Consider the following 13,039-nt stretch of genomic DNA (forward strand, 5'->3'; position numbering starts at 1 on the left):
GGACTAATTATTCTCCGAAAACTTCAATATTATCAACCTGATAAGTAGTGGTGACTCCGGTTGCAGAACCTTCATATCTAAAAGCAACATAGACTGTACCATTAATTCCGGACATATCAATGTTTCCTGAACTATAAAAAGTGGAGGAATATGAAGTATCTTGAACATTTAAATTAACGCTAAACTGAGTCCATGTAGCGGCATTAATTGCAGCAGCTGTTCCGGAACCATCGTAATCTGTAGAATACCAAACTGAAAGAGCAATTCCATTTGCAAATCCTGTTTTGTAACCGAAACGTAAAAATTCAGCGGTTGTATTATCAAGATTTATAGCAGGAGTAATTAAGCGAGTATCTACATTATTTTCACCTGTTCCAAAAGCAGACATTTGTGCATATTTGTTACCACTGAAAATTCTAGCTTCCCATTTTTCTGCACCCGCATTTATGGATACATTAGACCAGCCCGGTAATGCAATAAATTGATTATTTCCTGTAGAAGTGATACCTTCAAAACTTTCAGAGAATAGAGGAGCCAATCTTTCTCCGGTTAATTGAATATCTCTTTCTGTTCTGGCAACAAATTGATAATCTGAACCAAATTTAGTCATTACTCCTCTAACTTTTCCTCTTCCTGTTGCAACCGGTTTTCCGGCATAATTAGCAAAACTACTGGTTCTGAAAATTACAGAATTTCCATCAGCATCAACTAACAAATGATTTGTAGCACCGCCTAAATCATTATTTGGATCATAATAAGTTGTAGTAATTGCTGCATCAGAAAACTGAACGGCATCAATTTCAATTAATGTATTGATTACAGCATCATTTTTAGCTTGAGCAACGGTCAAGGTTTTTACCAAATCGCTTTCAGGAACGATAGTACAAGAACGGCTTAAGACAGTTTTATATAAAGATTCAGAAAGTCTTCCAACAGAAGGGACATTAGAAGAATTCACGTAAATTCCACCAATACGCATTCCACCATTACTAACATCAGTATATAGGTCTTTCATTTTAATGAATACTTTTCTACCCGGTTCAAAATTGATAAAAGTTGAGGTAACATCAACAGGAACACTAAATGCTTTTGAACCATCTAAGGTTTGCATAGAGATTGATTTGTAAAAATTTCCGCCTTCATCACTTGAAGTAACATAGGCTTCAATGATATCATCAGCCAAATATTGAGAAATATTTGTTGAAGCAGGGATTTGAGCTACTTCTTTTGTTTTTTGCAACGTTGAATCCATACATTCCAATGTAGGAACAGCATAGTCATCATCGTTCACGCAGCTAGTAGTAAAACCTGCTACAAGAGCCATAAAAAAGATGGATTTTAAAAAATTAGTTTTCATAGTATTTTAATTATAAGTTGATGTAAAAGTTAACAAAATAGGTTCTTCCGTAACCATAAAAATATTTTGGAGCGAAAGATGGCGTTCCACTTGAAACGTCTTGATTTAATTCTCTGTAATTAGCATTTCTGGCTTGTTCAAAACCACCTGTTTTGTATGTAACGTCAAAAATGTTATTGATTGAAGCAAAGAAACCAATGGTATTTCTGTTCTTATTGCTTATTCTCCATGATTTACCGCCTACAAGGTTTACTAAAGTAAAGCTATCAAATTTTTCTTGTTTTAACAACTCTCTAGCTCTTTCTTCAGTAGCCTCTGGAAAAGGGTAACCGTTAATGTCTGCTGGATTTCTGAAGAAATTATCTGTTCTCATCAATGCAGAAACGTCTAGATAGCTATCTGCTAAATAATTTACGTTTGCTCCAATCCACCAGAATTTAGGGTCTCTATATTCCATACCTAAGGAATAAGCTTGTTGAGGTGATCCGGGGATTTTGTAATCTTTTAATTTAGAAGTTCCAAGGTCAATTAATGGAGGTAAATCATTTACTGCATTGGCATCCACATTTAAATATACATTAGGATTGTTTGCATAAGTATATTGTCCGTACGCAGCAGCACCATTCACTTTAATTGTTGAGGTGATTTGATATTCTAAACCAAATTCACCACCAATTTGAAGTTTATCCATACCGGTAACAAACTCAGCTACAAAAGCATCTCCACCATCATCATCAGTATCTTCTAAAGCACCTTCAGCAAAAAAGAAAGAAGTTTCCGTTGCATTTTGAATTTTAGAATAGTATCCTGTAATTTTTGCTTTTAATTTTGGTGTTCTAATAATATAACTTAAATCTGCACTGGAAATTGTTTCGCTGTCTAATCCGTCAAACACAAAATTACTTAAACGTGCATTTGGAAAAGTATTTCTTAAAGAAGGAGCTTTGGTCATATAGACACCGTTAAAATTAATAAAATGTCTACCGGTAAGTTTATAAGTCAATCCGCCTTTAAATCCAAAATTATCAAAAGCAATTTTTTCACCATCACCAAAAGAATTTGTTGGATAAATTCCATTTTTATAAAGACCTTCTCTTTGGTATTCAGAACGTGTAAATTCTTGAGCTACATAGAAATCAATTTTTTTGAAAGTAAATTTAAACTGAGTAAAAGCTCTTAATACGTTAGCATATAAGTTATAGTTGTAACCGTATTTATCACCTTCTACGACTTTTCTGTCCGGATTATTTAAATCCGACTGAGAAGCATCACCATCTTGAAAATTATCGATGTCGTCATAATAAAGACCACCTAGTAAATCTTCTAAATATTGATAGTTATTTGAATTTAATCTTGTGTAAGAGGCTCCACCATTAAGTCCAATATTGTCACTTAATTGAGAGTTTAGTATCGTATTAAATGTCCAAGTTTTGTCATCTGTTCTGTCTTGATACAAAACATACTTACTTCTTGCTTTTTCACGACCGATTTCCTGATTATTTTCATCAACAATAGGAATAGAATTAGCTAAATACATGGAATCCCAATTAATCTGACGTTGATTAAAGAAATTGGCATTTGTAGCTCCAACTAAATCAGGTGTAAAAATACCACCTAATCCACCCGGTTGATAAGCAGCAGGGTTTTGTTGCATTACATCATCCGGATTATTGTTGTACAATGATGAAAAATAACTTGGTAAATTTCTATAATAAGTTGGATCAGGATTTGTTACATCTTGAAAGTCTATTCTAGAATTCCCAATAGAACCAAATTGATACGTTACGTTTGAATTTAATTTAGTTTTAGGACTAATATTCCAATAATGACTTAACATGAAAATAGGTTCTTCTAAATCTCTATCTCTTGAATTTCTTTTTTCACCGTCTTGGTAACCCCAATAGGAATTATATTTTTCGCCGGCAATAGCAGTTACTTCATTCGTATTAGGAGAATTTTTCCCTCTACTGTTTTGAGCATAAATAGAAGTAAAGTTTAAACTATGACTATTATTGATTTTTTTCTCTATACTGGCAAAAACTGAATTTGCAGAATAATCTGTTCCTTCAAAATAACCTTCTTGAGCAAAACGTCTTGATGCTGAAATAACAAAAGCCCAACCGTCTTTGTCCATCCCTGAAGCATAGGTACCCATCATTCTCCAACTATAATTGGTATTGGTTCCAGAAAAAGATAATCTGGTTCCAGGTCTGAAAATGGAAGCTCTGGTATAAATTTGTTGAGTCCCTAAAATTCCACCAAAAGTATGGTCTGAAGCAGTAGAACCCATAGTGAAGTCTTGGTTTCTGGTAGCGTCATTTAAACCACCCCAATTTCCCCATTGTGGTCTGTTATCATAAATTTTGTTCATAATAACTCCATTTATCATGGTAGTACCATATTCGTTGTCAAGACCTCTTATTCTAAATCTTGCTTGACCCCAATTGAATGCACTTGCTTGTTGAAATACATCACGCGTTGCTTGCAGAAGTCCAGCGGTATTATCGGAGCCACTATTGTCATCTCCTAAATCTGATTCAGTAATGGTGACTAGACTTAACTGTTGCTCAGTCGTAATGTCTTCTTCAAGAGCAATTACACCTAAGTCTAACGTTTGTCCAGCTACAACATCAACTGATAATAATTGTTGTAGGTAACCTGTGCTTCTCACTAAAACTAAATGTTCTCCAACAGGTACATTTTCAATAATAAAAACACCTTGTGCATCAGTAAGTTTAATTAATGTTGTGTTTTGGACTGCAACAACAATACTCTGAAGCGGTTTTTGAGTTTTAGAATCAACGATTTTACCTGTAATACTAGATGTTTGTTGTCCAAAAACCACAATCACCTGCATCATGAGTAAAATACTAAAAACTAGTTTTTTCATAAAAAATATAGAATTAATTTACGTTCGTTAAGTTAATTATTTCTTAACAGCCCGCAAATGTACATCTTTTAATAATATTATTTACTTTTGGTGTAAAGTTTGTAATAAACTTGATAGTAATTTAATATACAATTTATGAAAATTAAACAGTTAATAGCTGTTTTTGTTGTGATTTTCGCAATAAACAGTGTCATTGCCCAAGACAAAAAGTATAAAGTGCATACCGTTGCGTTTTATAACCTTGAAAATCTTTTCGATACAAAAGATGATCCTAATGTTTTTGACGAAGAATATACACCAGCACAAGGATGGACGAGTGATAAATACCAACAAAAATTAAAAAATCTTGAAAGAGTTCTTTCAGAAATTGCAGTCAACGAAAAACAAGCTAATTCTCCAACAATCATAGGTGTTTGTGAAATTGAAAACAGAGGTGTTTTAGAAGATTTGATTAAAACACCTAAATTGTTAGCTAAAGATTACGGAATTGTTCATTATGATTCTCCCGATAGCAGAGGAATTGATGTTGGGTTTTTATATCAAAAGAAACACTTTACGCCAACAAGCTCTGCAAATATCCCATTAATCATAACTAATTTTGATGGTAGTGGAAAAAGAGTTTATACGCGGGATCAACTTTTAGTTAGCGGATACTTAGATGGAGAAGAAATGCATTTTATTATTAACCACTGGCCTTCCCGTTCAGGAGGTGAAAAAAGAAGCAGTCCTTATCGTGAAGCTGCAGGAGCCTTAAACAGAAAGATAATGGATTCTTTATTAATGATAAATCCTAATGCAAAAATTATTACTATGGGCGATTTGAATGATGGACCTTATAATAAAAGTGTAAAAAAAGAAATTAGTGCCAAACTTAAAAAAACAGAATTAAAAGAACCTGGCGATATTTTCAATCCTTTTGAACAAATGGCAAAAGATGGTAATTCTTCTTTGTTTTATCGTGATTCCGGTGATATTTTTGACCAAATTATGGTTTCGCAGCAATTTGTATTGGAAGATTTTTCAACCTACCAATATTGGAAAGCCGGTATTTACAACAAACCGTATATGATTCAGCAAACCGGACAGTATAAGGGATATCCTCTACGAAACTCACCTTCTGAACCGGGTTTTAGTGATCACTTCCCGGTTTATATTTACTTGGTGAAAGAATATAAATAAATGTAAAGCCGATTCATTTCGGCTTTTTTTATTTTATAACTTTACAATTCTAAAAGTTTATCTAATGGCTATACAAAAACCATTCAATCTAACTAAATGGATTGAAAAAAACCGTCACTTGCTTAAACCACCTGTTGGCAATAAAAATATTTATGTTGATTCCGGAGATTATATTGTGATGATTGTTGGCGGACCGAATGCCCGAAAAGACTACCACTACAATGAAACGGAGGAACTGTTTTATCAGCTGGAAGGGGAAATAACTGTTTATATTCAAGACAAAGGTGAGAAAAAAGCAATGAAACTTTCGGCAGGCGATATGTTTTTACTTCCTGCAAAAGTGCCACATTCTCCCAATCGTTCTGAAAATTCCATCGGACTAGTTGTCGAACGTAAAAGAGTTGGGAGAGATATTCCTGATGGTTTGTTATGGTTTTGCGACAATTGTAATCAAAAATTATACGAAGTATATTTCGAATTAAAAGACATCGAAGAAGATTTTTTAAAACACTTTGAGCACTTTTATAATTCGATTGAGTTGCGAACATGTAAAAATTGCGGTACTATCATGGAAACCGATCCGCGATTTACAGCCAAATAATCAAATCTGCGAATCAGCGGTAAAAAAAGCAACCGCGCTTATTCACAAATTTTTTTATAGACAAATCAGATGTTAATATCATTCAATAAGTTTCATTAGTAAGCTAAGAATGAAAACGAAGCAGTTTTCAAAATCGAAATATTTCGGTATCTTCGTAAAAAATATAACAAAAACCTTTAAAAAAGTTGTAATGTCAACAATCGCACAACAATTCGGCATGACCGAAGCTTTAGCAATATTAGGTGTAAAAGCCATTAACGAAGGAACTTCAACCGGAAATAACCATTTTGCAAATGGAGAAATATTGGAAAGTTATTCGCCTGTTGATGGTCAATTAATTGGAAAAGTAAAAACTACCACCGCAGCCGATTATGAAAAAGTAATGCAAACCGCAACTGCGGCATTCAAAACCTTCAGAGCAATGCCAGCTCCACAACGTGGTGAAATTGTTCGTCAATTTGGAAACAAATTAAGAGAATTGAAAGAGCCTCTAGGTAAATTAGTTTCCTATGAAATGGGTAAATCGTTGCAAGAAGGCTATGGTGAAGTGCAGGAAATGATTGACATATGCGATTTTGCTGTCGGTTTATCACGTCAATTAAACGGGCAAACGATTCCGTCTGAACGTACTAGCCACGTAATGCGAGAACAATGGCATTCTTTAGGCGTAGTAGGAATCATTTCTGCTTTTAATTTTCCTGTGGCTGTTTGGTCTTGGAACACTGCTTTGGCATGGATTTGCGGCGACGTTTGCGTTTGGAAAGCATCCGAAAAAGCTCCATTATGTTCTATCGCGTGTCAAAATATTATTGCAGGAGTTTTAAAAGATAATAATTTACCGGAAGGAATTTCTTGTATCATCAATGGCGATTACAAAGTTGGTGAAATGATGACTACCGACACTAGAATTCCTTTAATTTCTGCTACAGGATCCACCAGAATGGGAAGAATTGTTGGAACAACGGTTGCTCAACGTTTTGGAAAATCCTTATTAGAATTAGGAGGAAATAACGCTATTATCATCACACCAACTGCAGATTTAAAAGTTGTGGTTCCGGGTGCTGTTTTTGGTGCTGTGGGAACTGCCGGACAGCGATGCACTTCAACAAGAAGGTTAATTATTCACGAAACGGTTTATGATAAAGTGAGAGATGCGATTGTTGGAGCCTACAAACAATTAACAATTGGTAACCCACTCGATCAAAAAAATCACATCGGCCCTTTAATTGACGTCGATGCGGTAAATATCTATTTAGCAGCCATCGAAAAAGCGAAAGCGGAAGGTGGAAAAGTACTAGTTGACGGAGGTGTTTTGAATGGACAAGGTTATGAATCCGGTTGTTATGTAAAACCAGCCATTATTGAAGCCGACAATAATTTTGAAATTGTACAACATGAAACGTTTGCTCCAATTTTATACCTTATGAAATATAGCGGTGAAGTTGAAAACGCAATTGAATTACAAAACGGAGTTGCACAAGGATTGTCTTCTGCCATTATGACAAATGAATTGAAAGAAGCTGAGAAATTCTTGTCATTCTCCGGTTCAGATTGTGGAATTGCCAACGTAAACATTGGAACTTCCGGAGCAGAAATTGGAGGTGCTTTTGGCGGTGAAAAAGAAACCGGTGGTGGACGTGAAAGTGGCTCTGATTCTTGGAAAGTGTACATGAGAAGACAAACGAACACAATCAATTATTCTGACCAATTGCCTTTGGCTCAAGGAATTAAATTTGATTTGTAATCTTAAGAGGATAGAACAAAGAATATAGAAAAAAGAAAACCCTGCAAATTTTTAATTTTGCAGGTTTTTTTTACGCAACTAATTTACTTTTTTAGCATCTAAACAATAATCAAAAAAGTAAACACATGAAAAAAATCTTTTTATTATTGGCTTTCACACCGTTTTTACTTGCAATGACTTGCGATGATGACGATGAAGTTTATTGTACACAAGAAGCAAAAGCAGCATTGAATGTTTCGGTTAGTTTAGGGGCAATGAGTTCCATCACCAGTGAAGGTGTAACTGTGGTTGCAACAGATGGCAATTATTCAGAAACACTAGTAGTGGTGAATGAAAATGATCCAATTTTTTCCGGTGCTTATGAACGGGAAGGGAATTATATCATTATCGTTTCAAAAGAAGGATATCAAACCTACTCCACTGAAAGTATAACTGTCACTCGAGATGTGTGTCATGTAATTCCACAACAAATCCATGTGGTTTTGGTGCCAAATTAAAAGTTTATTAAACTAGTAATTTTTAACAGAAAACCCTGCAAAATAACTAATTATGCAGGGTTTTTTAATGGTATGATTTTCTCAAATAGAAAATTATTTCGTTTTCTTTACGTATTGAGTCAAAATATAAATACTTTGATTTTCAACGCGTCCTTCAATTAAATTAGCATTATCCCAAACCAATTTAATGGTTGTGAACAGCAGCTCCACGTTTTCCTGTAAAGTTAGCACCTTTTACATCTAAATCTTTAATCAAAACCACTGAATCGCTGTCTTTCAATATGTTTCCATTCAAATATTTGTGAATAATTTTTCCTTCTTCCTCATCTCCTTCATTGGTTGATTTTACCCACGCTAAAGCATCTTCATCCAAATACATCATTTCCAGTAAATCGTGATTTTTTAATCGGGCTAACATTCGCCAACAAACGATTTGTACAGGTAGATTCTCGTTCCACATGCTGTCATTTAATCCTCGCCAATCTGCTGCATTTGTTGTTTCTGGATTTTCTATTTGGTCTTTTAACGCTTTTGTAATCAAAATACTATTTTCCAAACTTTCCTCTGTTTTATGGGCTACAGTATAAACTACTAAATCGTCTTCAATTCTACTTATTTCACATTTTGAACCGCCTCGGTATTGTAGTTTTTTTCCGATGATGCTCGTTTGGAAATTTGATTATAGATTGAAAGAAGCACCAATACTAAATTGGAATTGATTGTTTAATTTTTCATAACCAACAGGGTTTTTGTCGTAAGAGGCAATTGGAAATCCAACTTCAGAAAACACTCCAAATCCGTCTGAAAAGAAATAACGAACCCCGGCATGTGCTCCAAAATTTCTAAGACCAATATTTAAACCGGGATAAATATCAATAGTTTCAGGTAACTTCATGACACTTCCAATATTGGCATTAAAACGAGCTTTGATGTCAAATTCATCTTTAAATTCAGAACCATCTCCATCAACACCTAAAAGATAGACAGTTTGCAAACCGATTGAAATATTTTCTCCAATTCCACGATCATAAAAGAAAGTAATTCCTGTTGCTTGATCTTGAAAGTTAACACCTAATTGAAATTTTTGATCTCCTTCTCCCCTGTAAGCTTGTGCATTAGCTAAAAATGCACTTAAAATCAATCCAAAAGTGAATAATTTTTTCATATGTATATAATTATTTTTTTTATAAGTTATTAGAATTACTTTATTTTTTATGGGTGTTTATTTACGCAAATGCGTTGTTAATATCGATTTCATTGTTATAAAAATTTTTCAAATATATTAATTTTAATTTTAACACGCAAACATTAATTTCTTCCTTTTTCATTGGGATATAATTGTGGCAAGGGTTCACTTTGCCAATATTCCTTAGTATCTACGTTTAAAATTGTTAATGGGCCAACAAATGCTGCACCGGTATCAATGTTCCAAATACAGGCTTTGTTTGTTGGAATTGTTTCGTTTATTCGTGTTGTTGGTGTATGGCCAATATAGATTTCGTTATATAATTTGAGACGTCTTGGATAAAAAATACTGTCTTTAGAAAGGGTAGGATTTAAACTTAGTGCAGTTTCCCACAAGGTTCTATCCCAATAAAATAATTTCGGAAAATATTCAAAATCAATTCCGTTCATATTGGTAAAACCGGCGTGAATAAAGAGTCTGTTTTGGTCATCAAGATAATAATCTTTTAATCCTTCTAAAAATTCGATGTGTCTTTTTCGTTCAACAGTAGAAACTTTTTGATAACAATCGATAGTTGATTGACCTCCGTGTTTAATCCACTCTTGATGATAGGAATTTGTTTTTAGATAATTCAACAATAAATCATCATGATTGCCTCGTATGAAAATACAGGTTTGTTTTTTATTTAATTCAATTAAAAAATCAAGCACTTGGGGTGATTCGCTCCAACCATCGACAAAATCGCCTAAGAAAATTAAAGTGTCTTCTCTTGTGACTTGGCTTCTTTCCAACACCTGATGTAAAGCCCGAAGACCACCGTGAATGTCACCAATTACAAATTTATTAGTCATTGTTTTTATCATATTTCATTTTTCTCAAAATGCGTAACGTTTCTTTAAAATTTACATAAACCGATGGGTTTTCAGTTGCTTTTAGTAAAGGTTTGGCATCAATTAATTTTTGTTTAGCGTCTTCAAATCCATTCAAAAAACAAATCATCAGCGTAGAAGGTAAATTCAACAAATCTCTTTTTTCTCTTTCAGATAAGGAAATTCCTTTTTGCAATTTCTGCAGCAAAGATAAGTTTGAATTGTAAATATGAAACATCATTTTTCGATTGTATTGAGGCGGTTCAAATAAAAAGAAAGTTTCAATTTTGTAATAACCGTTGTCAAAAAAGGTCAGCGTTTGCTTTTCTAGCGGATAATAACTCGTTTTGTCATTCAACCCTAACGGAACATATTCAGTAATCGAAAAAGTTTTATTATCATATTCTATCGTCACTTCATCAAAGGCGGAATAAAAAAGTTTTACTTGCTCATTAATTAATTCAATATCAACTCTGGAAAAGAAGGTTTTATCCCGCACTTTTTTCTTATGACCTGCCCAACAAACGACAAAAAGTTCTTTGAAAACATGGTAGTTGGTAGCCATATCTTTATGACGGTTATTTAAAAAATCTAAAACGCCTTCCAGAGTGTGTGAAATACTGTTTCTCGAATTATTTTCAATGCCAATTACTGTTTCAGTGTTCAATTTTGAAAAGGGAACTTTATCTTCTGTGGGGATTGAATTACTTCCTCTTCGAATAAAAACGGTACGAGCCTGAGTAGTGTGAATTCCTTTTTTAAAAAAGGAAACTTTGGAATTTGCTTTTATGGTAACCAATCCCACTACTTTATCTTTCGGTAGGTTTGGAAAAGGAACATTTTCATATTGAATTTTGGGAGGATTTTCTAAATAAGCATTCACTAAATTTTGAATTCGACTATCATCAAAAAAATCATCTCCGGTAATCTCATTATCCTTATCTTCTACACCCACAACGATATACGAATTATTGGTTGGGTTAGAATTAGATAATGCACAAATATGTTTTAAAAATTTAGCCTTCCCTTCTTTAGAATGCAAATTCAACTGACGTTTTTTGTCATAAAAGCTACTCTCATCGTTGTGAGCTAATAGGTTTTTGATAAGAAGGCGTTTGTTGATCATTTTTAAAGTTACGGGTTAGAAAGTTGCGGGTTACGGGTTGCGAGTTATGGGTTAACTCTCAACTTTACTGCCTTTTAACTATTTATCAAACTTACTGCCTTTATGATCAGATTTTACTAAATAAGCCATAAAAGAACCTATTTTTTTACTTTCTGTAATTGTTTTTTCTTTTAAGAATTCAAATTCTTCTTTAGAAATGTGATTTCTATCAAACGCTCTAAATAATTGTGATCTTAATTCACCACAAGAACCTTTTGAATAGCTTAAAAAGTTAATAAATTCTCTTCTGCCGTTTCTTTCAAATCCTTCAGCAATATTATCCATAATTGAACCAGAAGAACGATTCATTTGGTTCTTTAACTCAAAATCTTTTCCTAAGGATTTGTTTTCAAATTTATCCCAAACATCTTTACATATTTCTCTACCTAATTGCCATATATCAAGTTCTTCAAATGAATTAATTGTAGCCATAAATCTGTTTTTTTAATCTATCCCTTTTTAACCCGAAACTCGCAACCCGGAACTTTCTAACTTGAAATTTAAGGCACCTTATTCCCCATACTATCCGCCCAAATTTCAAACCAATCTTCAATATCCCATTTTATATGCTCGATTTTTTGCAATTGTTGAATGCGGGCAACATTAACAGTTCCGGCAACCGGAATAATGTTTGAAGGATGATGTTTAATCCAAGAAAGCAATAAAATATCGGCTCCTACTTCGTATTTTTCAGTTAATCGAACTAACACTTTTTTTAATCTTCTGGTTTGCTCAGAATCTTCTCTGAAAACATTTCCCAATGGATTCCATGCCATCGGACGGATGTTGTGAACTTGCATATGGTCTAAACTTCCGTCTAACATGGGCAGAAAATGAGTTGCAGAAAATTGAATTTGATTATACGACACGTTCGTTTTTTGTTGAATTAAATCCGTTTGAGAAGGCGTAAAGTTTGACAAACCAAAATCAATTATTTTACCTTCTTTTTTTAACTTTTCAATCGCTTCCGCAATTTCGTCAGCTTGCATTAAAGGGCTCGGACGATGAAGTAAAAAAACATCCAAATAATCAGTTTGAAGATTTTTCAGCGAATTTTCTACTGACCATACAATGTATTCCTTTGAATAATCATAATGCTTAATGCGATTATTTCGATTATCGGAAAGATGTTGAATGCCACATTTTGTGAACAATTGAATGGCTGAACGATTGATGTTACTTTGTTTAAAAGCTTCACCAAATGATGCTTCTGTAGTATATCCACCATAAATATCAGCATGATCAAATGTAGTTATTTTATTTTCTAAACAAATTAGAATTAAATTGGACATTTCAGCGACACTTAACTTTTTGTCCAAAACACCCCAATTCATAGTTCCTGCTACAACAGGAGATAATTTTATTTTCATTTTTTTATAATTTATGGCAATAGGTAAAGGGTAATTATTAATTAGGTGATTTTAACTTGAAACCTGAAACCTGAAACTTTCAAACCCGCAACTTTTTTTATTCGGTCTTAAAATTATAAAAACTAAATCACAAAACACTCTTAAAGCGTACTATTTCAAATAAGTTTTAACGCTATGTTAA

General features: G+C 33.5%; 12 protein-coding genes. 4 read left to right on the plus strand and 8 right to left on the minus strand.

Features of this window, described 5'->3' with window-relative positions; genetic code table 11:
* Positions 1-7: 7 nt before the first annotated feature.
* The gene (locus ACIQ2Z_RS00625) at positions 8-1,357 is read right to left on the minus strand and encodes a DUF5689 domain-containing protein (protein ID WP_396182240.1); all 1,350 of its coding nucleotides are present in this window, start codon (positions 1,355-1,357) and stop codon (positions 8-10) included.
* 10 nt (positions 1,358-1,367) lie between these two features.
* Positions 1,368-4,247 carry a carboxypeptidase-like regulatory domain-containing protein gene (locus tag ACIQ2Z_RS00630; RefSeq protein ID WP_396182241.1) on the minus strand — a complete coding sequence of 960 codons (2,880 nt, stop codon included), beginning with the start codon at positions 4,245-4,247 and terminating at the stop codon, positions 1,368-1,370.
* A gap of 135 nt (positions 4,248-4,382) precedes the next feature.
* Here ACIQ2Z_RS00630 and ACIQ2Z_RS00635 point away from each other — a divergent pair, with 135 nt between their 5' ends.
* The 4 genes from ACIQ2Z_RS00635 to ACIQ2Z_RS00650 all read left to right on the plus strand — a co-directional run bounded on the left by ACIQ2Z_RS00635 (position 4,383) and on the right by ACIQ2Z_RS00650 (position 8,268).
* Positions 4,383-5,426: an endonuclease/exonuclease/phosphatase family protein gene (locus ACIQ2Z_RS00635; protein WP_396182242.1), complete on the plus strand. Its 1,044-nt coding sequence runs from the start codon at positions 4,383-4,385 to the stop codon at positions 5,424-5,426.
* 64 nt (positions 5,427-5,490) lie between these two features.
* Positions 5,491-6,027, plus strand: coding sequence for a 3-hydroxyanthranilate 3,4-dioxygenase (locus ACIQ2Z_RS00640; RefSeq protein ID WP_396182243.1), 537 nt, complete (start codon positions 5,491-5,493; stop codon positions 6,025-6,027).
* Positions 6,028-6,217: 190 nt separating this feature from the next.
* Positions 6,218-7,771: an aldehyde dehydrogenase family protein gene (locus ACIQ2Z_RS00645; RefSeq protein WP_396182244.1), complete on the plus strand. Its 1,554-nt coding sequence runs from the start codon at positions 6,218-6,220 to the stop codon at positions 7,769-7,771.
* A gap of 125 nt (positions 7,772-7,896) precedes the next feature.
* Positions 7,897-8,268 carry a hypothetical protein gene (locus ACIQ2Z_RS00650; protein WP_396182245.1) on the plus strand — a complete coding sequence of 124 codons (372 nt, stop codon included), beginning with the start codon at positions 7,897-7,899 and terminating at the stop codon, positions 8,266-8,268.
* A gap of 184 nt (positions 8,269-8,452) precedes the next feature.
* Here the strand turns inward: ACIQ2Z_RS00650 and ACIQ2Z_RS00655 are convergent, their stop codons facing one another.
* From ACIQ2Z_RS00655 to ACIQ2Z_RS00680, 6 genes are all read right to left on the minus strand, one after another.
* On the minus strand, positions 8,453-8,824 hold the full coding sequence (locus ACIQ2Z_RS00655) for a PhnA domain-containing protein (protein WP_396182246.1): 372 nt from the start codon (positions 8,822-8,824) through the stop codon (positions 8,453-8,455).
* Between the two features lie 123 nt (positions 8,825-8,947).
* Positions 8,948-9,433 (minus strand): DUF6646 family protein, encoded by a 486-nt coding sequence (locus ACIQ2Z_RS00660; RefSeq protein WP_396182247.1) that lies wholly within the window; start codon positions 9,431-9,433, stop codon positions 8,948-8,950.
* Between the two features lie 143 nt (positions 9,434-9,576).
* Positions 9,577-10,305, minus strand: a complete 729-nt coding sequence (locus ACIQ2Z_RS00665; protein ID WP_396182248.1) for a metallophosphoesterase — start codon at positions 10,303-10,305, stop codon at positions 9,577-9,579.
* Positions 10,298-11,449: an ATP-binding protein gene (locus ACIQ2Z_RS00670; RefSeq protein WP_396182249.1), complete on the minus strand. Its 1,152-nt coding sequence runs from the start codon at positions 11,447-11,449 to the stop codon at positions 10,298-10,300. Before ACIQ2Z_RS00670 ends, ACIQ2Z_RS00665 begins: the two co-directional genes overlap by 8 nt.
* 78 nt (positions 11,450-11,527) lie before the next feature.
* On the minus strand, positions 11,528-11,920 hold the full coding sequence (locus ACIQ2Z_RS00675; RefSeq protein ID WP_396182250.1) for a four helix bundle protein: 393 nt from the start codon (positions 11,918-11,920) through the stop codon (positions 11,528-11,530).
* A 68-nt stretch (positions 11,921-11,988) separates the two neighbouring features.
* A complete protein-coding gene (locus ACIQ2Z_RS00680) occupies positions 11,989-12,858 on the minus strand; it encodes an aldo/keto reductase family oxidoreductase (protein WP_396182251.1) in 870 nt (289 codons plus the stop codon).
* Between the last annotated feature and the right edge of the window lie 181 nt (positions 12,859-13,039).

This window comes from Flavobacterium sp. (assembly GCF_044361015.1).
Lineage (GTDB): Bacteria > Bacteroidota > Bacteroidia > Flavobacteriales > Flavobacteriaceae > Flavobacterium.

Bases quoted from the DNA above. Each gene is read 5' to 3' on its own strand.
- ACIQ2Z_RS00665 (WP_396182248.1), bottom strand. From the start codon at position 10,305: ATGACTAATAAATTTGTAATTGGTGACATTCACGGTGGTCTTCGGGCT.
- ACIQ2Z_RS00640 (WP_396182243.1), top strand. From the start codon at position 5,491: ATGGCTATACAAAAACCATTCAATCTAACTAAATGGATTGAAAAAAAC.
- ACIQ2Z_RS00660 (WP_396182247.1), bottom strand. From the start codon at position 9,433: ATGAAAAAATTATTCACTTTTGGATTGATTTTAAGTGCATTTTTAGCT.
- ACIQ2Z_RS00675 (WP_396182250.1), bottom strand. From the start codon at position 11,920: ATGGCTACAATTAATTCATTTGAAGAACTTGATATATGGCAATTAGGT.
- ACIQ2Z_RS00625 (WP_396182240.1), bottom strand. From the start codon at position 1,357: ATGAAAACTAATTTTTTAAAATCCATCTTTTTTATGGCTCTTGTAGCA.
- ACIQ2Z_RS00650 (WP_396182245.1), top strand. From the start codon at position 7,897: ATGAAAAAAATCTTTTTATTATTGGCTTTCACACCGTTTTTACTTGCA.
- ACIQ2Z_RS00670 (WP_396182249.1), bottom strand. From the start codon at position 11,449: ATGATCAACAAACGCCTTCTTATCAAAAACCTATTAGCTCACAACGAT.
- ACIQ2Z_RS00635 (WP_396182242.1), top strand. From the start codon at position 4,383: ATGAAAATTAAACAGTTAATAGCTGTTTTTGTTGTGATTTTCGCAATA.
- ACIQ2Z_RS00630 (WP_396182241.1), bottom strand. From the start codon at position 4,247: ATGAAAAAACTAGTTTTTAGTATTTTACTCATGATGCAGGTGATTGTG.
- ACIQ2Z_RS00680 (WP_396182251.1), bottom strand. From the start codon at position 12,858: ATGAAAATAAAATTATCTCCTGTTGTAGCAGGAACTATGAATTGGGGT.
- ACIQ2Z_RS00645 (WP_396182244.1), top strand. From the start codon at position 6,218: ATGTCAACAATCGCACAACAATTCGGCATGACCGAAGCTTTAGCAATA.